The organism is Vibrio scophthalmi LMG 19158 (assembly GCF_000222585.1).
Lineage (GTDB): Bacteria > Pseudomonadota > Gammaproteobacteria > Enterobacterales > Vibrionaceae > Vibrio > Vibrio scophthalmi.
This window is the reverse complement of record NZ_AFWE01000229.1, coordinates 28,359-50,439: the sequence shown is the minus strand read 5'-3', so window position 1 is coordinate 50,439 and position 22,081 is coordinate 28,359. Positions and strand designations below refer to the sequence as shown.

Sequence of the window (22,081 nt, the reverse complement as noted above, 5' to 3'; positions counted from 1 at the left end):
TAAAACGAAACGTACGTACGTACGTCTTTTTTTGTTATCTCGCTGAGGAAATCTTATCGAAGAATTTATGCTTCTAGCACGTCTTCTCCAATCACTTCAGAGAACAGTAATCCATCATCAATATCCACATGTAAGCCCATCATAGGCAACCCATGATGACAGACCCAAGAGACTAAAAACACGCAAATTGCGACGGATAAAATTGCGAATGTAAACATAGGATTACCTCTCTTGGGTGGGACATATGCTATTAATTTATGCCCTCTCAAGCGATTAGTCAATCAAGTGAATAACAAATTCTACACAACATCACAAAATTTATGCCAAATAATATTTTTAACTGGGATGATGGGAGATCGGATTAATTCAGATTAGAAACTCATCACAAACCCTTGTGTTAACTTGGCCTTAGTCACACTTCATCAGCCTCACTATCATTAAACTTTCAAGAAATAACTGGCACTAATTATGCTTAATATTAATGAGCGGCAATAAAAATGTTAAACTTTTGTTTTTGTTGGATTTAATTTTGATGGCATTTTTCTGACGTTTTGTTGTCAGATATATTAAGGTGATATGTCATCCACATTAACCGCTTTTAACGACTAGATTTCAGTATAAAACGTGATCAAAGTCCTAGCTATATAAAGCAATCAAAGCTACATTCAAAAGGTTCATGAAGAACTGTATTCAAAAGCGTTCATATGAGAACGCGCTTTCGTGAGGAAATATCATGAAGAAAATGAGAAAAGCACAATTACACCGCGTTCGTATCCAATATTGGAAAGATACGAATAAAGCAGTAAATAAAACTGCGTAATGTGTGTTACAACGACCTCGAAGCTGGCTCATTAGCCAGCTTTTGTATTTCTATAACCCCTATCAATTCTCTCGTATAAAACACAATCGAATTTATAAGCGTTCTAACTTACATAACTCGTTAATGGCTATGCCACTTGATCGGTGCTTGGCACCATGCCCGCCAACTCCTGCAAGATGATTTGCGTAGATTTAGCAAAAACATGCTTATCTTTCCAACCCACAAGCTGCACCATCTTGACCTTACCCGAAATCAAGCATTGGCGAATAATACGCGTCACGATTTGTACATCTAAATTACGGTCAACTTCCAAGCGAGATTTAGCGCACAGCGATTCTAAATCAATATTGAGCACCACTTCATCGCAATGTGAGAGGTAACTGCTCACTTGTTGCTTGAGTTGGAGGCGGTGACTAAACTCACATTCAGGCAATGTCAGCCAGTCACATCCAAGATCTTCCGCATATTCAAACGTTTTTTCATTCTGTAACCGCGAATCAATGCCGATATAAAATAAACGACATTGATTAAAACGAGCCAACGCAAAATGATAAGCAGAACCCATTTCTGGTTCTAACGTTGCTTTGTTCTCGAATTGATTACCAACATGAATAATACCGAGTTCTTTATTGGGCGCATGCAAAAGCGGCAAAGCATGCAGTATGGTTTCGGTACTATTGGTAAAGACGACAGGTAAACTGTTGGAGCCTAAATAGCGACTTAGATTGAGTTGATAACGGCCAACCATTTGATCAGAGAGCAAAAAATGACCGCCATTGCTCCAGCGGCTATGATTTTGCTCTGTCATCCACTCAAATACATCAGATAGACTTTGTTCGGCCATTTCAAATTCGACGGTTTTCATTGGCTTAAGTAACTGAGCTGTACTAATCAAAGCCATTGAATGAGTCGAAACACCTACGGGATCGTGGTTTTTATTACGTCGAAATAGACCAAACATACAAATCACCTTTCTGGAGGGAGTGCCCTTGCCGCTTGAAGTACATGAAGGATGATCCGTTGTTGGTTTTGCAGCACACGATGCGCTGGCGCCATCACGGAGATCGCTCCAATTAACTTCGATCCTTTCATCACAGGAGCACTAATACCGGATACACCGGGATCAATTTCTGATGTACTGATCGCATAACCTTGCGAACGTATAGCATCAAGCTCCTGTTGCCATTCGTTAATTCGATGAGCTTCACCAAAATAGCGTAAGATTTTTTCACGGCGTTGCGCCGGCATAAACGCCAACATCACTTTTGAGGACGCACCTCTTAGCAACGGCTGGCTTTGACCTTGCACATAACTACAACGCAATGCTTGCATGCTCTCTTTACGGCTCACACACAACGCTCGGTAACCAACGGGAACCATGTAAGCGGCCATCTCGCTTGTCTGCTTTTGCAGTCGGTTAAGCACCGCATCAACAGAATCCAAATCATGCTGGCTGGTTTCATAGCTACGCATAAGTAACAACGCAGCCGGACCGATGATCAAGGTTTTGTCACTCGGACTTTCCTCAATCAAGTTCCACTCTTTAAGTAGTTTAAGGTGACGATATAAACTACTAATCGGCGTTCCTAACTGCTCACTCAGCGTTTTGGCTGTTACTGGTTCTTCGTTAACCGCGACTTGCATCAAAAGCTGCAATAGCTTCTCGTTAACCTGTCCTGAATTCTGCTTCATCGAGTTCACACTTATGTTTTATCTTTTCATAGAAGAGTTGCGCAAATTGTATTCCTAAATGGTGAGAAACTATAAACAATAAAGCTCACACTTTCTTAACTGGTGAGAATGACTAAAAATACAAAATGGGAGCAATCATGCGGTAAACTATCGAATATTGAACAAAAACAAGAGAGAAATTGCAGAAAAACTGTCAATTAAGCCATTTAACTGGCTACAAATAACAATTTTTAGTGTTTTATCATGGTGTATACGTCGATTATCGTTCAATGATAATTTATCGATATCATTTCTTTTTCAATAAGAATAGCGTCAGCAGATTCTCATCGTTTGAAATAAACCTTAAACGAAAAAAACAGCCAATGAGTGATCATTGGCTGCGATTAGACATTGTCGCTTTGCTGATAGCATTGTCGCTTTGCTGATAGCATTGTCGCTTTACTGATAGCATTGCCACTTTGCTAATAGATAGTTAGCTGATACACGCCTTTCACTACAAAACCGCTCAACGTTGGCGAACGAAGTGATTTTTCACCAAACAATCTAAATAGCGCTCAGATTTTACATGTTTAAATTGCAGTGGCCGTGGTAACTCACCAAACAGAGGAATCCCCCCTCCCAGCACAATCGGAATCGTGGTAATGATCAATTCATCAATCAAGTCTTCACGCAAGAAGCTTTGGATCGTCAAACCACCATCGATGTAGAGGTTGTGGTAGTCCTTACTATTTAGCTCGGCGACGACATCTTTCAACTCCCCGTTGATAAGAAAAATTTTATCTTCATACCCTTCTGGAACACAGTTCATGGTGCGGCTCAAAACAAAAACCGGTTTTGTATAAGGCCAATCACAGTCAAAACTGAGCACCATATCCACCGTATTCCGCCCCATCACTAAAGCATCGACTTCTGTCATGAACTGTGCGAAACCAAAATCATTGCCGTCAGGGTTTGGGATCTCATGTAGCCAGTCGATTTTATTCTCTTTATCTGCAATATAACCATCAAGGCTGGTCGCTATATAGACGATGTTGGTCATCAGGATCTCCAATACTTGTTAATTGTTTGGATTGAAATTAAAATTAAATCTACATCGTAGAATTAATTGAGTTTAGCGAGTCATCCAAATGAGTGTCAAGAGTAGTAAGCGTGGTCGTCCAGCCAAAGATTCTGTCGCACTGAGCCACGTCAGTATCATTGAACAAGCAAAAAGCTTAATGAGAGAGGATGACAAAGTCCCCAGTATTCGCCGTTTAGCTAGCGCGCTTAACGTCGATGCGATGGCGATTTACCACTACTTTGACAATAAGAATGCGCTATTAGAAGCCATTACCATCTCCTTGATAAACGACATTTACCTGCCTCAAGAAGACCAAACGTGGCAAAATGAACTGATACGCTTATCTCACAGTTATTTACGATTGCTACAACGCTATAATGGCTTGCTAGAAACACTGCTGTCGATGAAAGCGCTTGGCCCAGCCCAACTGTTCACTCAGCGCTTTGAGATGGTCGTAGAGCCTTTACAGCTCGATGAAACCACTATCAATAATGCATTAGGACTCTTAGTGGATTATCTACATGGATTTGCATTGGCAATGAAGTGCAATCAAGACCGAGAATCACTCGATATTACGATGAGTGAAGGGGCGATTTTTCTGATTTGCGCGGCGATTTCACCTGACTAACCCCCTAATACTTTTTCCCTGACAATAAAAAAGCTCTTGTTATTCACAAGAGCTTTCAAATATAAATCAATCACGTCAGTGGTCTAAAAATCTTCCGCTAAGGCATCTTCATCTAACGTGGCAGAGCAACGGATCTCAAACTGATTAAAACTGAAAAAACTCGCCCCATGAGAGCGCTTAGTCGTCACTTTATCCTCACCAAATTGAATCGTGACATGAGAGTAGACTTTATTGGTCACCTTCACCACGTTCTCTTCTAACAAGCGATTAAACTCAGCCTCGTGGCTATCACGTGCATATTTAATTTTTTCCAAGTTCGCATTGGCGGCGACTTTACGTTTATCGATCTGGTCTTGCTCTTCTTCACTGCGATCGGCTTTTGGACGCTTTTTAAATTCTAACTCTTTGCGCACGACATCCATCGTGGTTTCTTGCGCCAATTGGTAGTGCTCTTTATATTTATTTTGGCGCTCTTTGTGCATTTTATAGCGCGCAAAGGCATGGATGTGAGTTGGGGTATCACCTTCGACTCCGAGATTAACACAAGTAATTTTACCGCCAACTTTGGTTCGCCCACCGCTTAACGTCCCTTGACGGCCAGACTCATCACTGACTGTTAAGTTGTTGCCACAGCGAATTTCATTATTCATGCAGTGGATGGTCAAATTGATATCATGACCGGCCTGCAATTCACTAAACTGGGCGTAGTTGGCTTTGATTGACCCACCCGCTTTCAGTAGACATGATTTGGCTTGGTTATCAGAGACATTATGGCCAATGATCCCTTTCGCGACTTCGATATCGCCTTGCGCCTGTACGTCTGCCGATTCCACAAAGCCAGCCACCGTAATATTGCCCGTAGCCCGTACAATCATGTCTGATTCGATATTGCCGCGTACAATCACGTTGCCTTTAAACTTCACATGTCCTGTTGCCACACCGATCGATTGCACCACCAGAACTTCATCCACATCCACACTCGCAGCATGCAAAATTGGCATACCAGATACCGCTGCCACCAGCACATTAGGATCGGTATCGGAAATCACCGTGCCTTTGCCTTCTTTGAGTGGAGCGTCTTTACCGTCGCCAGCAGGGAGAACTTTACCTTGCACGGTTAAACCGGGAGTGCCCATCGTTGGAGGAACACGGCGCATCAAAGATTGGCCCGCGGCGACGTTGATGGTCTCACCCAAATTGAGCATATCCACCTTACCGGTTTCATCTTCAATCGGCGCTAAAACTTGTTTAGAGACATCTTTCACCAAGGCAACGAACTTCGCGTCTTTACCCTCAATCGGTTTTTTACCGGCGGCCACCGGTTGGGTGAACTGTTTACCTGCTTTAAGCTGGTGACTCACGACCATCACCTTTTTTAGCGCGAGTTTGTTGATGCCTTTGGTCACAGAGGCTCGTGCAAGCGCGTGGATCACTTGTGGACCTTGTAGCGGCTTACCGCCGTAAGCCCCCGTCACAACCATGCTAGCGAGCATATCGTTATCGGTAACCAAAACTTCAACGGTCGCGTTGCGTACCTCCGCAACCACGATACCGTGGAATGCTTCCGATTTTCCTTCTTTGGCAAGGGAGAGAAAACGCAATACTTCTTCTTCAAGAACAAAGTAGGCTCCGACATTGAGATCGGATAAAACGTTGGCAAGTCCTTTCTGGTCAAAATCACGCTTAAGCTCCATCTCTTTGGGTAAGCGAGCAATGACCTGTTGCTTATCGTCAGACAGTGAGACGATATCTTTCCACATGGTCGGTCTACCTTGGTAAATACTCTCTTGCAGTGTATATAACTTCACCGGTGAGAAGTATGAAAGCGCTAGCATTTTCCGGCTTGAGTCTGGTAAATAACACAAAGAAAAGTAAGAGGATGTGACAGAGGTTTGAGTAACGAATCACTAGTTATGATTTTCGTGCAAATTTTAGACAAAAATAGCGCCAACAAAACTCGACTGGACGAGGATAAAATCAAAGCAGATAAAAAGAAGATATGCTATTTTCCAGCTATAACGCTTCTTGCATGAAATACTATAATGAGCCAGACGGAAATTCAAAAAACCATCGCCAGCTTTACTTCTATCGAGCAAGCTTTAGATCATTTTGATATTGAGTACGATAGCAAGTTCACCAATGAATACGGCACTCAATTGGTGAAACGCTTTAATGGCTATTTGATTTTGCAAAAACCAGAAGATTGGTTTGCCGCGCGTCGAGCATTGAAAAATGCCTACTGTAAGATTCAGCGCTCACGCTTAGATAAGTACACAAGGCAAGCCTGCCGAGGATGTACTACCTGCCAACGGCGTTAAGACATCATCATCCTAACATCATCAACAACAGCTAGGCGATAAACAAACGAATCTCTAATCACATAGAGCTCTATGTGATTAGAGTGAGAAGAGTGTAGTCAACAACGCTGAAGCAGCAAATACGCAGGGGGGTTACATCACACACTCTTGTGCTTCTTTAGCCTTATCAATACTGCGCTCAATCAACGATTGTGCTTCTTGATTGCTGACGGTTTCCATCACTTTATTCATCAGCTTTTCTGCGGTCGATTCTGATGAAACATCAACTAAACAAGCATACGCATTGGCGATGTGCTCTTTCGCTTCAGTGAGCGCGTTTTGGTCAGCAAAATCCACCGTCAACGCTTCTTGCACTGATTCGGCCAATTTTTCTGCTGACTCGGCGGCTTCACCAAATTGATCAATATTCAGCGACTCAAGATCCACCGATTCGATTTTTTCCTGAAGGCTATCTACGGCGTCATTGGCGGCATCTTGTGCTTGCTCAATCGCTTTGCTTGCGTCATCACAACCAGTTAGAGCAGTAACCAACATCAGCGCGGTGAAATATTTTTTCATGATTAACCTTCCTATTATTACTACATTAGTGGCATTAAGTTATGCCAATGTCCTGCATCTTAAATCAAGCCGCTAAGCACGCAAACTGAAACTTGCCGCCAAATCGCTATACTCCTACCCAACCGGGCTTAATGCCATCTTAAGCAGTTGAATTACTAATAATGTAACAAGCAAACTAACAAGTAAAAAGGACACGGTAAAACCCATGTCCTTTTGTAGCGATAATTTACTATTTATCAACTGGTTGGTTAATCGTCATAATCACCAACATTGGACACGCTATAGCTCGCATCATTCCATGGCCAAGGGACCTTCGCCATAAAGGCCGTCAACTCTGGTGTGTCGGCATGCACCTCACGAATGACAGGCAACGTTTGATGTATATGATAAGGGTTAACAGGCTCTCGACTACCTATCGCACAGAAATAGTCGGCAATGACGGGTAAATATTGGCGCTTATCAGCCAAAGACATCACTGCATCAGCTAATGCGGGATGGCCTTTCGCTCCAACAAGATCACCGGCACATAACCAAGTAGCATACTGGGCAATAATTTGCGCAATAAGATCTGCGCCCTCTGCGTGGCCAGCCGCATAAGGGAAAACATCGTATTCACTTTTCATCGTGACATCACAAGTTTGCTGGCCGTTAAACGCGACATAGAATGATGTGGCATGAGCACCATCCCCCGCCTTCATCTCATAATGAGATTGCCATGATGGCATCAGTGCCAATAGATTTCTCAGCGACTCTACACGCGCATTGTCATCATTGAAGTCTTGGCAAGGTACATCTACCTGACCACTTGTGGCGGGAACAGCACCAATCGTGTTGGGTATGGTCAGTGTTAATTGTGATTGAGCACATTGCAGTTGATTGGTATTGCTATTGGTATTAGCAAGCTCCGCCTGAGCAAGATCGCATTGCCAGAAAAACTCATCGTCTTCCATACCAACGGCAATCATCAAATGTTGGTCGATTTGGCCTTGGATCACCACTGGTTCATGCTCAAATAGGCTTAAACCACGTTCACTGCCTGCTCGTATCAACGAATAGAGCGGCGTTAAGCATTCTCCATTGAGCGATATCTGTTGAATTTTGTTATCTTGCCAGCCAAGCCAAATACTCTGGCCATCTTCTGCTAGCGTAGCCGAGGTTAAACTCTCAATAAACGTTTGTAGTTGATCATGGTGGCTTGAACTGACATCCCCGCCTGCAATAGCAGTTAATGATTCAACCAATTCTTCTCGATCATATTTGTCACAAATTTGTTCAGCGCTCAATGAGCGTACAACGCGATTCCACACAGTTTTCTTCTGCTTGAAATCGATAAACTGCACCGAAAAATCAAAACATGGTTCAACGTCATCAGCGCCTTTGGCGAATGTCACCGTTTCCGCATTGGCCAATATTAGCGTGGCATGCTTTTTATCTTGAAAGAAAATATGGCGAATAGGAATCTCATCTGGAGCCGGTTTGCCTGCTAGATCATAGGTTTCTACAGCTGCTGTAATTGGATTGAAGCTGACCAGTTGATGAGTGCGCTTTTTACCCAATTGGTAGAAAACAAATTCATCACGACCAATATAAACCATGCTGCCACCAACAAAGCGGAAAGGTACTTCATAGTGCTCAATGGTGAAATGAGCAGCACTCAATTGCTCTACCGATGTTTGTGTTAGCGCGATACTAAGATCAGTAGAGAATAGGAGGCTATCTCGACGACGTCCGCTATTCTTTGCTCCCACTAAGTACAATTTGCCGTCCTGCAAGCAAACGTCTTTGGTGGGATATACCTCGAATGAAAATATCGGCGCTAGCGTGAATTTACCTGGCGCGTTAATCGCAGCAATATAAACTTGTCCCATCTTATCAACCGCAACAAAACGTGTGCTATCCAACCATTCGGTTAATACCACATCCTGCTGGCAGCCTTGCAGTTCAAACTGGCTGTGTAACTCGGAATTGAGACCATTCTGCTTAACAATTTGCAATTGCGCGACACCGCCGTAATACAAGCACTGGGTTTGAATACGATATTGCGGCTCTATTTTTTTGTTTTCTTCTGTATCTTTTGCAAGCTGATGCTGAATGCCTAACTCATCTTCGCTCGATATTGCTGAACGATTAAAAAGTGACTTAATTATATTTTTCAAAATCCGACCTATTCAATGGCGATTATTGTTATTTATGGCGATTACGCTTTGTTAGTGGTTGGCTAATTGCTACTCCAGATGCATTGTCCGTTATCATCAAGGTTATAAGACTGATTAGAGAGATCGACACTTCGACCACTACTGTGGATGTAATGTAAATTCCACATCACTGCACCTTGGCTATGGAACTCATAGCGCCCATTGATTTTACCGTCGACAACTTCCAACCAAGTATGTTTGAACTCCCACGGTCTATCAGGGACTTCATTGATGGTTTCTGACCCTTTGTACACGAGGGGAATATAGTGCTTAGATTGCTTATAACGCACTTGTCCGCCCACCCAGCCGATATCTCGGTCTAGATAGGTTTTGAGCTCAAGGTTGATTTTCCCATTAGGGGAGGAAAAACAGCGCGTATCCACCATCACATCGTTGGCAAGTAAGGAGGTACTCACACATCCAAAAAGAAAAGTGATCAGAGGGATAAAAGGTTTCATATTCTTTACTTAATTAATTATATCCATGACGTCACAGCGGCTCGAAAGGCTGCTGTTCTAATATTTCTAACCATTGCTTGAGTAACAGGGCTCGTTGCTTAATCAGCGGAGCCAATAGATCAGATGCGACCTGTGCACGAATTGCGACATACATAGATCCCGCCTGCGGGTATTGCTGACGGATAAGATGACGATTAAATTCGATACTCTGATCGCGTGAGGCTAACCAAGCTAACTGACTGGTTTTAAGTTCCGCCTTACCCTCTGAATCTAAACTTCGATAAAGTAATCGGTAGTAATAATTAAGCTCTTTATCCCACAACTCATCAGCCACGAAACAGCGCAGTGACAGTGAACCGCCAAAGCTATTGTCTAAGCAGGTTTGTACGTACTCAGCAATTGGCCGTTCATAATCAGCAACACTCGCAAATTCGGCTAACGGCTGAAAATGCTCAATCGGCTTTTCGACAAACTCATTGGCTTGGCTGGCACAAGAAAATATAAACAGCGCTAGTGATAGAAGTTTATTCATGATGATCGCTGCGCGACAGATAAAGCGCCACATTGAGCACAGACGGCTTTGCCCTTTCTAATCGTACTGGCACAACTCACACACGCTCGTTGTGGCAATTTAGGGTCATAGTAGCTAGCCAGTCTCATGAACTCTTGACCTTTAATAGAATTCGTCTCAATCCCCTTCTGCTTAACACCTCCATCCGTGACCATTTCTCTTTTACTACTGGATTTTGACGATGCATAAATGGCGATCACCACAACAATGACGATAACAACCAACAACACGAGAATCGCCAAGATATGCAAGAGACCTGACATAGCGAAAAATTCAATTATCCCCTGAGATTCAGACATCAATTTTCCTTAATCGACCTGTTTACCCGCCACAGAATGACAAGAATGGAATGTGAATGGCGCCAACAGTAAACTTATCATCATGGCGTAAATAATAGGGATCAGCGCAACGCTCAAGCCCGCAGCCATTGCAATGGCATCATTGTGGAAATTACTCAGCAGTGAAATTAGGCCATAAACGAACATGAAACCACCACTTAACCAGCAAACTTTAACACACAAAGTTACACGGTCACTTGCCGAGCTATTATTCCTGATAAACCAAGCTGCAATAGTCGGAGCTAAAACCGTGGTCAATGACAATAGATCAACAAAGATGAGCCATTCATTCATCAACGCCAGTTGCGAAATAACATATAGGCAAACAAGCCAGTAACTGATTAATCCAACCTTATTCATTTTTTGTATCCACGATATTGCCATTGTTCGGCGGCGACGTATTTTTCTAACTCTGTGCATAGTAACTCCAGATCTGTGTATCGAGATAGATCGGCACTCGCACCATTATTAGTGAGTAATTTTAACGATTTGATCCTTTGCGAAGAACCTTTGACGATAACGCTTTTTACGTTACCCCATGGCATCGTTTCTGTGGTATCAGGTTCATGAGAAATCATCCCTTCAGGGGTGATCTCTACGCTATGTTGCGCGGCGTACTTTCTAAAGGCATGGCCACCACGAAAATTAAGCAAAGCGGCAAAGCAAGAAAAACAGAACGCGTAGAAAACAGGTTCCAGAGGAATGGTTCCGCCAAGTAATATAGACCCAGCGGAAATCAGTACCGGCCACAATAAGGCGATGAAAATCGGGCCTCGGTATTTATGCTTTACAAATTTATCGGCAATTTTAAACTTCATATCATTCGAATTAATTTATTCTCAATAGAGAGCACGACTATGATTCAAGCCCTTGAGCGCGAGCGCTAGGCGTTCTCATGAAATACAAGGTGAGAGTCGAGGAAAAACGTAGAGTGTGCTTTCAAGATTGCCGTCACTGCAATGATATAGCAAAGCAATAACGTATCTGCGGCCATACCATCCAAGAAATGAATCGCAGTGGCAGCCACTAACATCAAAAGGCCACCAGCCTGATAAGGTGCCAACGTTTTTAGTTCCGCTCGTCGACCATTGAGCACTTTCATGCCTTGATCACTTAAGCGCAACACCTCATTGCAGGAATGGCAATTAAAACAACCATCTCCGCCAATCTTATCGATATGTTTTACCGACAGAACGGTGTCTGCGGCACATTTTGGGCAGTGGTAAAAAAGCGACGTTTTCATCAATCTACTTCCTAGAGCAAAAGGCCTATCTCGCAATTCACTATAAGCCTGAAACCAATAACAACTTGTGCTCACCCTATTGGTTAAATAACCGTAACGTAAGCCGACTGGTTTGAGGGATACACTCATAAAAGGTTCACCTCACTCGCTATAAATCATACTCTTTTGATATACATCTCGCGCCATATTGTTAAAACAAAATGCTTGTTTTTCTTAATGTTGTGGAGCAGGCACGCTTTGCAAACGCTTGCGATAGAACTCTTGATGAACACAAACAATCTTGCCACACTTGAAATGCATTTATCGGCCCAATAACTAGGTAAAATCCATTGCTTATTTTGATTGTTTTACACAAATAGAGCAGACAAGGTAGACGGAATTTGACAGGTCACACGCAGTTTGAATGGTGACAAATCAAACTGTTATTACATTATTCATTAATGGCGCAGAGTCGTTATAATGCAACCAAATTCATTCAAGGACATTGGCTGCATGGAAAATCAAGAAGAGTCTAATCGCCGCCCTCTCGCAGTGCGTAATATTTCTATCACCAAACGTATTGCTGTTTGGCTGAGCCAAAAAAACATCACCCCTAACCAAATCTCGCTCATGAGTATTGTCTTTGCCGCGGTTGGCTTCGCTTTTTCGGCTGGTTATTACTTCTGGCCTGCGCCAGTTTGGTTGGTGTTGTTTGCTCTTATGATTCAAATGCGTTTACTGTGCAATCTTTTCGATGGCATGGTCGCAGTAGAAGGCGGTAAGAAAACCCCAGCAGGAGAGCTGTTTAACGATGTGCCGGATCGCATCGCTGATCCACTATTGATAGTTGCAGCAGGTCTGGTGGCCTACTCCGCGTTTGCCATGCCACTAGCTTGGGTTGCAGCACTACTGGCGGTACTGTCAGCTTATATTCGCGTATTGGGAGTCAGCATGGATTGCCCGGCCGATTTTCGCGGGCCAATGGCCAAACAACATCGAATGGCACTCCTCACCGTGACGCTATTAGTGATGGCGATTAACCAATGGTTTGATTTGCTGCCAAATGTTGGGCTTTATCTGATGGACATCGCACTGGCAACCATGGTGATCGGGTGCGCCTTTACCTGTTGGCGTCGGCTGGCGTTTATTTTCAATACCAAAGAGCAACAAGCACAAGCCGCGTCAGTCGCCGCCAGTGAGCCGTTAAGCGAACCATTGAACGAGAAAGCACATGACTAGTATCCCAATTCATTCGCTGCATATGATGGCAGCCATCACGCTCATACTCGTGATTGGCACCTTGGTTTATCTCTATTTATCACGCCGTAATCCAACCAAGGATTACCACGAACTAAAACTGCGCATTCGCTCTTGGTGGTGGATGATCGGTATCGTCTTTGTCGTGCTCTATCTACCTACCCAATACACGCTGATCTTTGTCGCCTTCTTAAGTTTTATGGCGCTAAAAGAGTTCCTCTCCATCGTACCAACTCGCATGACAGATCGACGCGTGATCTTCTGGGCTTATCTCTCGATCCCATTCCAATACTATTGGTTGTCGATCGGCTGGTATGGCATGTACATCATCTTTATTCCAGTCTACATGTTCCTCTATCTTCCGATGGTTGCGGTGTTGATTGGTGATACCAAAGGTTTTATCCGCTCGGCAGGCATCATTCACTGGGCGTTGATGCTGACGGTATTTTGCGTCAGCCACATGGCCTATCTATTGGTATTACCGAGCAAGAATCCAGAGGCAGGGTCGATGGGCATGCTGCTGTTCTTATTGGTCTTCACTCAGTTTAATGATGTTTGCCAATACGTATGGGGTAAGAGCTTTGGCAAACACAAAATTGTACCGAAGGTCAGTCCGAATAAAACCTGGGAAGGCTTTATAGGTGGTGCGGCTACTATCATCATCACCAGCTATTTTGTGGCCCCATATCTAACACCGCTTACCTCTGTGCAGGGACTGGTGGCAGGAATGATCATTGCCTTCAGTGGCTTTATTGGTGATTTGGTGATTTCGTCGGTCAAACGCGACTTACAAATCAAAGATACCAGCCAGTTTATCCCTGGCCATGGCGGTATTTTGGATCGTATTGATAGCTTGATGTTTACCGCGCCGCTGTTCTTCCATTACATTTATTATCTTTACTACTAGGGCACGACATGAAGATATTCAAAATTCTGTTCGTCTTACTGTTTGTAAAGCCACTCGTGTTTGTTGGCTTAGGCCTTAACATCATTAATCGGCAGAACCTGCCGCTCAACGGCCCAATGGTGGTGGCTGCCAATCACAACAGTCATCTCGATACCTTGGTGCTGTTGGCGCTGTTTCCCATCAGTATGGTGCACAAAGTGCGCCCTGTAGCGGCGGCGGATTACTTTCTCAAAAACAAAATCTCAGCGTGGCTATCACTCAATGTATTGGGCATCATTCCCATCCATCGCTCACCCAGTAAAAGTGATCGTCACGCAGTGTTTGATGAGTGCCATAAAGCGCTTAATCAAGGCGACATCTTGATCATCTTTCCGGAAGGTAGCCGTGGCGAACCTGAAACCATGAGCGGACTAAAGAAAGGGATATATCACTTGGTTAACGAGCATCAGGCCTGCCCTGTCATTCCGGTGGTGATGCGCGGATTGGGCCGAGCGCTACCCAAAGGCACGGCGATGTTTGTCCCCTTTAACTGTGATGTGGTACTGGGAGCACCGATTGAGAAATTTACCGATGCGGATGAGTTTCTGATGACTATGCAGGCACAATACCAACAGTTAGCACAAGCGTGCATTGTGACTCACTACGAAGAATAAACGTTCGCCAAGCATAACAAAAAAGGGCGCGATTGAATTATCCAATCGCGCCCTTTTCTCGTTTAATATGCGCGGTTATTCCGCTGGCAGATCGACACCGATTAGTTGTTCGTAAACGCTCTCATTCTGGCACAAAATCGTTGCCATTATTTTACCCTGAGAAAGCACATCAATCCCCGATTCCATTTTGCCATCAGGCTTGCGCTCTCGTGACGTAAATACCCGATAAACAATCGCGTTTTGCGCGGATGGATTAGGTATTGAAACAGAGTAATACTCGTTTGAACCTGCTCCAATCCATTGATAGGTAGACGCTAGATCGCGAGAAACCGTCAGTTGCAATTCGGCTTCCACCAGCTTTTCACCAAATCGATAATGGATAACAGTGCCAAAATCTTGCACTTCGACTTGTTTACCACTTTGAGTCTGGCAATAAAACAACGTATTAGCGAAAACTGAAGGACTTACTGCGAACGCCGATAAAGAAATTAGACCGACTACAAACGTCTTTTTCACAGCAAACAAACCACGACTAATCATGCTGTGTATCAACCATTCGCATATCAAAATACTGATCATAACTGTGACTGTAGAAGATCCAACGATCATTGCTAAGCCAGTGCTTTTCTCCCATCAAAGCAAACAACCATTCTTGACGATAAGGTTCTTGTTCAGGCTTTAGTTCAACGGTTGGTGATAAGCGAATCGTCACTTCCGGCGTACGCCATTGACCTTCATCATAGCTCTGTAAAAACGCGCTTGATTCTTGGCCGTTATAGTAACCACTGATGCGATGACGACCATCAGGCGAAGTCTCACGATCTTGTGGGTTTTCCTCTATCTCTTCACCCGTAAGAGTTGAAACCAGCCAATCAGATTCATGACCACAAACAAAAGAAAGTAACTGCTCTTGCGGATAGAAAGCTTCAAAACCACAGGTCTCAAAGTCTTCAAGCTGATAGAGACTCTCACCTTTCGTGTTGTAAATATTCAGAGTTTCTCGAATCCAATCTGCGTTCTCCACTGGCTCTTGGGTAACATTGATGCGCTTGCCGAGCATTGCATAAGCACTCTTCGAATCTTTTATTTCGACCAGTTTCGGCTGAGCGTATGCCACTTTATTTTGAACTAAAGCTTGGTATTTTTCGCTGCTAATTGGCGAAAATTCGAACACAACCAAATCTGATTGCGCGTAACAAAACGACGTAAAACCACTGACTAACAACACTGAGATAGCAGTACAACACTTGTTCATTTATCGGGCTTCCGAAATAGTTAACAATGATCGAAAAGACAATTTTTTATCTGTATGGAACAGAGGAAGATCTTAGATCTGAAGCTTTTGCAGCACCAGAATACGTTGATCTGTCATCTCGGTAAGGCAGCAATAGTATGTAATTACAACAATATAGCTAGAACTGTGTTTTAATTTTTTGCACAAACGCAGCGACTTTCACTACAACCACACCTCTTTGCCACAATAGATTACTTGGGAGTCATCAGTGGTGTAACAGGTGAGTCCTGATTTTAAAATACTTTCTGGCAATGACATACCGGGCTGATCATTGACCTTAATCTGGCGTGATTCGCTATCTGAGCGTTCCGAAACCGAACCACCATTAGCCAACGCCCAATCAGCAATGTACTCGTTGGTATTGGCACACAGGGTAATCTCGCATGATTCAGTGCTTTCTTGGCCTTGTTTTATCACCAAACACTGAGTGCTCAGTAGGCCACAGCCAGCGCTCACGTTAGTGCTTAACATGCTGCTCAATAATATAATGGCAACGGCGCAACAAGCGTATTTCATTAATCATTCCCTCTATTTTTAAACGCCCATTGAAAGGCAAACGATACAAACAATAATCTCATAAATTGGGGCTCACTCGTAACTGTGTCAAATCAGTAAATGCGCACTTAATCGCTCAGTTACAATCTCTGAATTGCTATCAACGGAATAAAATACTCGCTACTATGATGAACCCTTTACCATTAGCCTTGCTATTACTGACTGGATTCACTGGCCATGCACTGGCCGAACAACAGCCTACTCAGTCGTCAGAACAGCCATTGTCAGAACAACCCTCACCCTCAAAGCAAGAATTGCTGATCAGAGGGTGTTTTAATGATGGATATCAAGGCCGCAGTACCCTCAAACTTGATCAATATATTGGTAACGACTTATTTATCGATAATTTCCGCGCGTATGAAACTCGCTACCAACGATTTTTAGCCAATGCTAACGATCCGTTTCGTCCACAAGTGCGAGCGAACTTATTGGATCAACCACAGCACTACGCGGCGTGTGCCGATGCGCAATACCAAGGTTATAAAACACGGATGGTGGAAATTTGGTCGCACTTCGAAGCGCGATTAGAGAAAGAAGTTCAGGGGCGAGCAGAGTTTCAACGTAAGGTAAATTGTACTAAATCCTAAAACGCCCTATCCGTAATCCGATTAAAATCAACACCAAGCAAGAACAGACAGCCAGCGTCTGTTCTTATAACAAGTTGACGGTTCTAGCCAATCAATTGTTGTTCTACCAGCCAATCCATTGCCACTAGCAACGCCAATGAGCAGACCGATTTATCTTCCATTGCGACCAACTTCAGCTCTTCAATTTCAGCTTCAGGGCTCATCTCACCGCTAAAATCGGCGAAATAACAGGTAAGCTGAACTGAAACCCCCTCCGCTTTACCATCGGCTTGAGCGGTAAACGTCTCTGCATACTTGATACTGCTTGGATGCAGATCGACCGCCAATTCTTCTTTAATTTCACGAACCAGCGCTTGCTCATCGCTTTCGCCTTGTTCACGTTTACCACCGGGCAGATAGAACAACTCTTTTCCTCGTGAACGCACCGCAAGCACCTTGCCATCACGCACATGGAACCATGCTAATTTATCAATCACTTTAGTCACTGATCACCTCAACAAGAATTTTTAATGATTTGAATTTTAACAATGTATTGGTGTTATCACACCTTTTTGATTAAGTTACTCGCTCACCAACTATGTGTGAATCACCACGCAGTACGAGTATCTCAGCGCGATAATGCGTATACTTCAAAAACTGCCCATACCAATCTTGATCACGAAGAGATTCGGCATCCGTAATCAACAAGAATTGATTAAGATTGAGATTATCTACCCCAACACTATAAGAGCCAATACATGATTGTTTTTACCACTAATTTTGGTGATATTGAGATTGAACTAAACATGGAGAGAGCCCCTGTCAGTTCAAAGAACTTTCTAAAATACTGTGAAGATGGGTTTTATGAAGGCACGATTTTCCACCGTGTTATCGACGGGTTTATGATCCAAGGTGGCGGCCATACGGAAGATATGCGTGAAAAAGAGACCCGAGATCCTATCGTCAATGAAGCAAATCGCGGCTTAAAAAACACCATCGGTTCAATTGCGATGGCTCGCACTGATGCTCCGCATTCGGCTACGGCTCAGTTTTTCATCAACCTAGATGACAACGATTTCCTTGACCATACTGGTACCACCAATCAAGGTTGGGGCTACGCGGTATTTGGTAAAGTCTCTGCTGGGATGGACGTTGTAAATAACATTGGCAAGGTTCTCACTGGCACCAAGAAAGGCCACGATGATGTGCCGCTTGATACCATTACGATCACTAAAGTAACCATCAAATAATCCAGGTGAGATAAAGAGACATGTCCGTTCAAAATCCTATCGTCAAAGATGTATTTGTCGCTTTCCAAGTGATCCCTCGCCTTAAAGAGGGCAATAACTTTGAAGTGGTTGATAAAGCGATTGAGGTGGTCAAAGCCGCCAATGTGCCATACCAAGTGGGTGCAATGGAAACCACCATGAAAGGTGAGCTAAATCATTTACTTGAGATCGTGAAAAACGCTCAACAAGCGTGTTATGACGCGGGCGCACTGGAAGTGATCACCAACATCAAGATCCACAGCAAAACCGAAGCCGCAACCGATACGTTTTGCACCTATGATCGCGGCGTCACCAAAGCCAATCACATGTTTGTGAATAGCTAAATTTATAAATGGCTCAGTTTATCAATAGCCCAGTTTATAACTAGCTAAGCGATTGAATAAAAGAGCTTTGTTACCAAGATCGATGATCATCAATAACGTTCATCGCTCTTGGCGGCTGTTTGGTTATTTAAACGGCAATGGAATGTGTGGGGTAATATGGATATCTTCCAAACATTGCTTTAACAACAATTGTTTCGCTTGATGAATTTTTACAATCGTAAAACTCTCTATATCGCTATCTACCGTTAAACAGACGCAGCTAAAACCATTGTTGCGATTAGTCCGTACAAACTCATCTTGGTTCTCGGTGACTTGGCTAACAATCGCCATAGAGTCATCATCAACCGCTTCACCACCTTGCACGGAAATGTTCCAGCTACCGTCACGATCCAATAATGACATATTACCCGGGGTCGAATTATCAAACCAACCACAACGCATCTCTGCCGCCCCCACTTGGCATGAAGCCAGTACAACCAAACCTAAAGCCAAAACCCTCATTACAACGTCCTTTTTACTCTGTTTTACCAGGTTACTGTTTCAATCATCACGCACATCACCATAGGACTAGAGCAACTCATAGTTATATTCTTCTTTCTTCACATGGCGCAATTTGCTGGTATTAACCCCAAGGATTCCGGCGGAATAGTCAGTGCATTCTTTATTGGCGAGTAATTTATTACCTTTCAATACCATCAAACCGGCATAATCGGTTTTACGCCATTGAGCAGGACCAATTTTTTCTGCGTTACACATCACGTCATAAACGATATAGCTGTAATCACCGTTAGCAAAACGAAGCCGAGATGTTCCACCACCAGAGCAACCACTAGTGCTTAACACAGGCTCATCGAGTTGTAACTCAAGCTTGGTTTGCGTGCCATAGCGGTAACTCACCTTGCCATCTTCAGCCACACACGCAGCCACTGCCTTAGTGCCAATCTCACACGAAAAGACCGCTTGTTCGGTTGCCGGACATAAACTTTCCGCCGCAGTCGTTAACGGTAGAAACGCAAAACCAAGTGGCATGCACACTTTTATTATTGTATTCATCAATTCACTACTTTGAGTTGATTATTTCGACGGCTCATTATTGCCATCACGCGAATCCTTACCGTGGTGTAAATAATTAGATAGCTCAATCAGATTACCGTCCGGATCGCGAATATAAATCGACACTATTTTACCCATCGCACCAGTACGCTCTATCGGCCCTTCGATAATCGCCACACCTTGTTGCTCGATATGAGTAACCACATCCATCAATCTGGTTTTGGTAATAAAGCACAAATCGCTGCTGCCCACTTGCACTAACTCAGCTTTCGGTTCAAATTCTTGCCCGTGTTGGTGCAAGTTGATCTTTTGCAGACCAAAAGCCAATGCAAAACGGCCTGCGCCAAATTCCACCACACTCATGCCCAATACGTTTTGATAGAAATTGATCGTGGTTGGGATATCTTTTACGGTGATCACTAGATGATCAAGATGGCTTATTTCCATTAATACTTCCCTTACAGGCAAGAGGTGGCGAAATTACAGCGACAACAATTAAAGGTAAAAGACGCTATTGAAGTATTTCGTGCGCTCTTCGGTCATTGCCAGTTTGCACTCTTCAATTTGTACGCCAGTCCAGCCACCATTGGCTCCCGTAGAGAGGCCATAAAATTCACATTCGGTATCACGAAATTTTAACCACGCTCTTTGTGCTGCTCGAAATGGTTCAATTAACTCTGCGTTGGCCCATTCTTCTTCCGCCGTAATTCTTTTAATTGCTTGTTGGTAACTGGTATTCAACGCTTTATCGGCCACTTGCATTTTTTGCTCTACGCATAAATACCCAGCCATCGCCCCACCGCCCGCAACTGTACATGGATCTTCCATCTCATCAGAAGATGGTTCAGCACAGAATGCCGATATACTAAACAGCGCCACTGAAAGGCACATCACCACTTTTTTCAATTGCATTCCCTAAAAGATTTTGCCCATCGTTATCAGCAAGCTTCGCATTTAATATTGCCACTCACCGGACTCTTGTAACAGCGTATCACCATTAGCATTAGTGACTCTCAAGTCACCATGAACACTCACAAAATATTCCACCGCGCCATTTTGGAATAGATAACCTAAAAAGGTACAAGGTGTTACGCCATCGGCACAGATGGTATGCACGGTTTTCCCTTTCAGTTGGATCTGATTTTGCGATTTTTTTGAAACACCAAGGTAAGAGACATCGTTACACAGCATCTCCCCTTGATCACAGTTGATCTCGATAGAGATGGTGTAGTTTTTGGTTTCTAATACATCAGCATACGAAAATGCACTAAAAAAAAGCGCGAACGCAATCGCTATCTTCTTCATTACGGTACTCGACCCTTATTTATCAGCACGATTACATCGCGATCTGTCAGTCCAAAACATAACCCGCTTAATCCAAGACATAATCCGCGATGGCACGGTCATCTTGACAACGTTTTAGACTTAACTGGTTCACTTGGTAGATCTTGGTGATACGTTCACGCTCTTTATCAACATCCACCTTCATACAAGCGCAAGCATAACCATAAACACCATTATTTCTCACCACTTGGCTTTCATCTGCAAAGGCTTCAGAAAACCGATATAGCGACGGGGTTTCTTCTAGGTAATCACCCATCATAGAGATTGTCCAAGTGCCATCACGGTCGTGTAACCAGACATTATGTGGGGTTGGATTTAGCACCCAGCCACAACGATTTTCCGCCGCGTGAAGACTAAGGGGCAATAGCAATGCGCACAGCATAAATTTAAACTTCATAGCAGGTTTTGTTCTTTTTAAATAAGCGAATATCACTCGCCAGTTAACGAATAGCGACGCCTGCCACTTCAATAACCGAGTTTACGCTGGCTCTTTCAATGATTTTTAACAAAGTGGTTTGGATCAATTCGCTTTCCCTTACGTCAGTGTCACTGCAAAAACGTTGCTCTTGTGGTGCGTCACCTTCAGCTTGGATAAATTGGATCTCAACTTCACTCGCGCACTCCTCATCTTGGCCATAATAAGCCAACGTAATTTGAGGATAACCTTTGAAGCCTTTATTCACTTGTTTGGCAATGCGTTTCTTGGCTTTATCTAAGTTCATACCTGAATCCTAAATGCTCGATCAGGCAGCAATAATGTGCTTTTATTTCTTTTATAACAACGTGTAACGTTCGATTCTATGACGCTAGCAAGATATTGCTTCGTCGAGACAAAACAAATCGCTTGTACCTCTCTACCCACCACGCTTTTAGTCTGCCTATTCGCCGCTATTTACATTGTAAAGTTCGTATCTTCGGTGGGTGTTTATGACTCTTATCCGTGCTTAAGGATAGGTGCTTAAGGATAAGTACTTAAGAGT

At 43.5% G+C, this 22,081-nt stretch carries 32 protein-coding genes; 8 read left to right on the top strand and 24 right to left on the bottom strand.

What is annotated here, in order from left to right; genetic code table 11:
- Positions 1-65 precede the first annotated feature (65 nt).
- The 4 genes from RH88_RS23780 to RH88_RS22615 form a co-directional block, all read right to left on the bottom strand.
- Positions 66-218 carry a hypothetical protein gene (locus RH88_RS23780; protein ID WP_005600399.1) on the bottom strand — a complete coding sequence of 51 codons (153 nt, stop codon included), beginning with the start codon at positions 216-218 and terminating at the stop codon, positions 66-68.
- Positions 219-947: 729 nt separating this feature from the next.
- Positions 948-1,781, bottom strand: a complete 834-nt coding sequence (locus RH88_RS22625; RefSeq protein ID WP_005600397.1) for a hypothetical protein — start codon at positions 1,779-1,781, stop codon at positions 948-950.
- Between the two features lie 5 nt (positions 1,782-1,786).
- A complete protein-coding gene (locus tag RH88_RS22620; RefSeq protein ID WP_005600395.1) occupies positions 1,787-2,512 on the bottom strand; it encodes an IclR family transcriptional regulator in 726 nt (241 codons plus the stop codon).
- Between the two features lie 505 nt (positions 2,513-3,017).
- Complete coding sequence (locus RH88_RS22615) at positions 3,018-3,551, bottom strand: dihydrofolate reductase family protein (protein ID WP_005600392.1); 534 nt, start codon at positions 3,549-3,551, stop codon at positions 3,018-3,020.
- Between the two features lie 88 nt (positions 3,552-3,639).
- Between RH88_RS22615 and RH88_RS22610 the strand changes: the two genes are divergently transcribed.
- Positions 3,640-4,200: a TetR/AcrR family transcriptional regulator gene (locus tag RH88_RS22610; RefSeq protein WP_005600390.1), complete on the top strand. Its 561-nt coding sequence runs from the start codon at positions 3,640-3,642 to the stop codon at positions 4,198-4,200.
- Between the two features lie 83 nt (positions 4,201-4,283).
- On the opposite strand, the gene RH88_RS22605 is transcribed toward RH88_RS22610, so the two are convergent.
- Positions 4,284-5,960 (bottom strand): DUF342 domain-containing protein, encoded by a 1,677-nt coding sequence (locus tag RH88_RS22605; protein WP_005600388.1) that lies wholly within the window; start codon positions 5,958-5,960, stop codon positions 4,284-4,286.
- A gap of 282 nt (positions 5,961-6,242) precedes the next feature.
- On the opposite strand from RH88_RS22605, the gene nifW reads away from it, so the two are divergent.
- Entirely contained in the window at positions 6,243-6,518 is a 276-nt protein-coding gene (nifW, locus tag RH88_RS22600; RefSeq protein ID WP_005600384.1) for a nitrogenase-stabilizing/protective NifW family protein, read from the top strand.
- A 132-nt stretch (positions 6,519-6,650) separates the two neighbouring features.
- On the opposite strand, the gene RH88_RS22595 is transcribed toward nifW, so the two are convergent.
- The 8 genes from RH88_RS22595 to RH88_RS22560 form a co-directional block, all read right to left on the bottom strand.
- The gene (locus tag RH88_RS22595; RefSeq protein ID WP_005600382.1) at positions 6,651-7,076 is read right to left on the bottom strand and encodes a hypothetical protein; all 426 of its coding nucleotides are present in this window, start codon (positions 7,074-7,076) and stop codon (positions 6,651-6,653) included.
- Between the two features lie 248 nt (positions 7,077-7,324).
- Positions 7,325-9,232: a hypothetical protein gene (locus tag RH88_RS22590; protein ID WP_005600381.1), complete on the bottom strand. Its 1,908-nt coding sequence runs from the start codon at positions 9,230-9,232 to the stop codon at positions 7,325-7,327.
- Positions 9,233-9,294: 62 nt separating this feature from the next.
- Positions 9,295-9,729 (bottom strand): hypothetical protein, encoded by a 435-nt coding sequence (locus RH88_RS22585; RefSeq protein ID WP_005600380.1) that lies wholly within the window; start codon positions 9,727-9,729, stop codon positions 9,295-9,297.
- A gap of 31 nt (positions 9,730-9,760) precedes the next feature.
- Positions 9,761-10,261 carry a lysozyme inhibitor LprI family protein gene (locus tag RH88_RS22580; RefSeq protein WP_005600379.1) on the bottom strand — a complete coding sequence of 167 codons (501 nt, stop codon included), beginning with the start codon at positions 10,259-10,261 and terminating at the stop codon, positions 9,761-9,763.
- Positions 10,258-10,599, bottom strand: coding sequence for a hypothetical protein (locus tag RH88_RS22575; RefSeq protein WP_005600378.1), 342 nt, complete (start codon positions 10,597-10,599; stop codon positions 10,258-10,260). Before RH88_RS22575 ends, RH88_RS22580 begins: the two co-directional genes overlap by 4 nt.
- 9 nt (positions 10,600-10,608) lie before the next feature.
- Positions 10,609-10,998 (bottom strand): hypothetical protein, encoded by a 390-nt coding sequence (locus RH88_RS22570; protein ID WP_005600377.1) that lies wholly within the window; start codon positions 10,996-10,998, stop codon positions 10,609-10,611.
- On the bottom strand, positions 10,995-11,456 hold the full coding sequence (locus tag RH88_RS22565; protein WP_005600376.1) for a hypothetical protein: 462 nt from the start codon (positions 11,454-11,456) through the stop codon (positions 10,995-10,997). Before RH88_RS22565 ends, RH88_RS22570 begins: the two co-directional genes overlap by 4 nt.
- A 65-nt stretch (positions 11,457-11,521) precedes the next feature.
- Positions 11,522-11,881: a hypothetical protein gene (locus RH88_RS22560; RefSeq protein ID WP_005600375.1), complete on the bottom strand. Its 360-nt coding sequence runs from the start codon at positions 11,879-11,881 to the stop codon at positions 11,522-11,524.
- A gap of 492 nt (positions 11,882-12,373) precedes the next feature.
- Here RH88_RS22560 and RH88_RS22555 point away from each other — a divergent pair, with 492 nt between their 5' ends.
- From RH88_RS22555 to RH88_RS22545, 3 genes are read left to right on the top strand one after another with little or no spacing between them, the layout of a single operon-like run.
- The gene (locus RH88_RS22555; protein ID WP_005600373.1) at positions 12,374-13,099 is read left to right on the top strand and encodes a CDP-alcohol phosphatidyltransferase family protein; all 726 of its coding nucleotides are present in this window, start codon (positions 12,374-12,376) and stop codon (positions 13,097-13,099) included.
- Positions 13,092-14,024 (top strand): phosphatidate cytidylyltransferase, encoded by a 933-nt coding sequence (locus RH88_RS22550; RefSeq protein ID WP_005600371.1) that lies wholly within the window; start codon positions 13,092-13,094, stop codon positions 14,022-14,024. Before RH88_RS22555 ends, RH88_RS22550 begins: the two co-directional genes overlap by 8 nt.
- 8 nt (positions 14,025-14,032) lie before the next feature.
- Positions 14,033-14,677: a lysophospholipid acyltransferase family protein gene (locus RH88_RS22545; protein ID WP_005600369.1), complete on the top strand. Its 645-nt coding sequence runs from the start codon at positions 14,033-14,035 to the stop codon at positions 14,675-14,677.
- Positions 14,678-14,752: 75 nt separating this feature from the next.
- Here the strand turns inward: RH88_RS22545 and RH88_RS22540 are convergent, their stop codons facing one another.
- The 3 genes from RH88_RS22540 to RH88_RS22530 all read right to left on the bottom strand — a co-directional run bounded on the left by RH88_RS22540 (position 14,753) and on the right by RH88_RS22530 (position 16,487).
- Positions 14,753-15,193, bottom strand: a complete 441-nt coding sequence (locus tag RH88_RS22540) for a hypothetical protein (protein ID WP_241212218.1) — start codon at positions 15,191-15,193, stop codon at positions 14,753-14,755.
- A 16-nt stretch (positions 15,194-15,209) separates the two neighbouring features.
- Positions 15,210-15,932, bottom strand: coding sequence for a hypothetical protein (locus tag RH88_RS22535; protein WP_005600365.1), 723 nt, complete (start codon positions 15,930-15,932; stop codon positions 15,210-15,212).
- A 201-nt stretch (positions 15,933-16,133) separates the two neighbouring features.
- The gene (locus RH88_RS22530) at positions 16,134-16,487 is read right to left on the bottom strand and encodes a hypothetical protein (protein ID WP_005600364.1); all 354 of its coding nucleotides are present in this window, start codon (positions 16,485-16,487) and stop codon (positions 16,134-16,136) included.
- Positions 16,488-16,651: 164 nt separating this feature from the next.
- Here RH88_RS22530 and RH88_RS22525 point away from each other — a divergent pair, with 164 nt between their 5' ends.
- Positions 16,652-17,113, top strand: coding sequence for a hypothetical protein (locus RH88_RS22525; RefSeq protein WP_005600362.1), 462 nt, complete (start codon positions 16,652-16,654; stop codon positions 17,111-17,113).
- 83 nt (positions 17,114-17,196) lie between these two features.
- On the opposite strand, the gene RH88_RS22520 is transcribed toward RH88_RS22525, so the two are convergent.
- Positions 17,197-17,598 carry an NUDIX hydrolase gene (locus tag RH88_RS22520; protein WP_005600360.1) on the bottom strand — a complete coding sequence of 134 codons (402 nt, stop codon included), beginning with the start codon at positions 17,596-17,598 and terminating at the stop codon, positions 17,197-17,199.
- Positions 17,599-17,850: 252 nt separating this feature from the next.
- Here RH88_RS22520 and RH88_RS22515 point away from each other — a divergent pair, with 252 nt between their 5' ends.
- Entirely contained in the window at positions 17,851-18,342 is a 492-nt protein-coding gene (locus tag RH88_RS22515; RefSeq protein ID WP_005600358.1) for a peptidylprolyl isomerase, read from the top strand.
- 20 nt (positions 18,343-18,362) lie between these two features.
- Positions 18,363-18,704, top strand: a complete 342-nt coding sequence (locus tag RH88_RS22510) for a thiamine-binding protein (RefSeq protein ID WP_005600356.1) — start codon at positions 18,363-18,365, stop codon at positions 18,702-18,704.
- Positions 18,705-18,827: 123 nt separating this feature from the next.
- Here RH88_RS22510 and RH88_RS22505 read toward each other — a convergent pair whose 3' ends face one another.
- From RH88_RS22505 to RH88_RS22475, 7 genes are all read right to left on the bottom strand, one after another.
- A complete protein-coding gene (locus RH88_RS22505; RefSeq protein WP_005600355.1) occupies positions 18,828-19,205 on the bottom strand; it encodes a DUF4087 domain-containing protein in 378 nt (125 codons plus the stop codon).
- A gap of 66 nt (positions 19,206-19,271) precedes the next feature.
- A complete protein-coding gene (locus RH88_RS22500; RefSeq protein WP_241212217.1) occupies positions 19,272-19,757 on the bottom strand; it encodes a hypothetical protein in 486 nt (161 codons plus the stop codon).
- A gap of 21 nt (positions 19,758-19,778) precedes the next feature.
- A complete protein-coding gene (locus tag RH88_RS22495; protein WP_005600351.1) occupies positions 19,779-20,204 on the bottom strand; it encodes a VOC family protein in 426 nt (141 codons plus the stop codon).
- Positions 20,205-20,252: 48 nt separating this feature from the next.
- Positions 20,253-20,669, bottom strand: a complete 417-nt coding sequence (locus tag RH88_RS22490; protein WP_005600349.1) for a lysozyme inhibitor LprI family protein — start codon at positions 20,667-20,669, stop codon at positions 20,253-20,255.
- 42 nt (positions 20,670-20,711) lie between these two features.
- Positions 20,712-21,062 (bottom strand): hypothetical protein, encoded by a 351-nt coding sequence (locus RH88_RS22485; RefSeq protein WP_005600348.1) that lies wholly within the window; start codon positions 21,060-21,062, stop codon positions 20,712-20,714.
- A 67-nt stretch (positions 21,063-21,129) separates the two neighbouring features.
- Positions 21,130-21,498 carry a DUF4087 domain-containing protein gene (locus RH88_RS22480; RefSeq protein ID WP_005600346.1) on the bottom strand — a complete coding sequence of 123 codons (369 nt, stop codon included), beginning with the start codon at positions 21,496-21,498 and terminating at the stop codon, positions 21,130-21,132.
- Positions 21,499-21,541: 43 nt separating this feature from the next.
- On the bottom strand, positions 21,542-21,823 hold the full coding sequence (locus RH88_RS22475) for a hypothetical protein (RefSeq protein WP_005600344.1): 282 nt from the start codon (positions 21,821-21,823) through the stop codon (positions 21,542-21,544).
- Between the last annotated feature and the right edge of the window lie 258 nt (positions 21,824-22,081).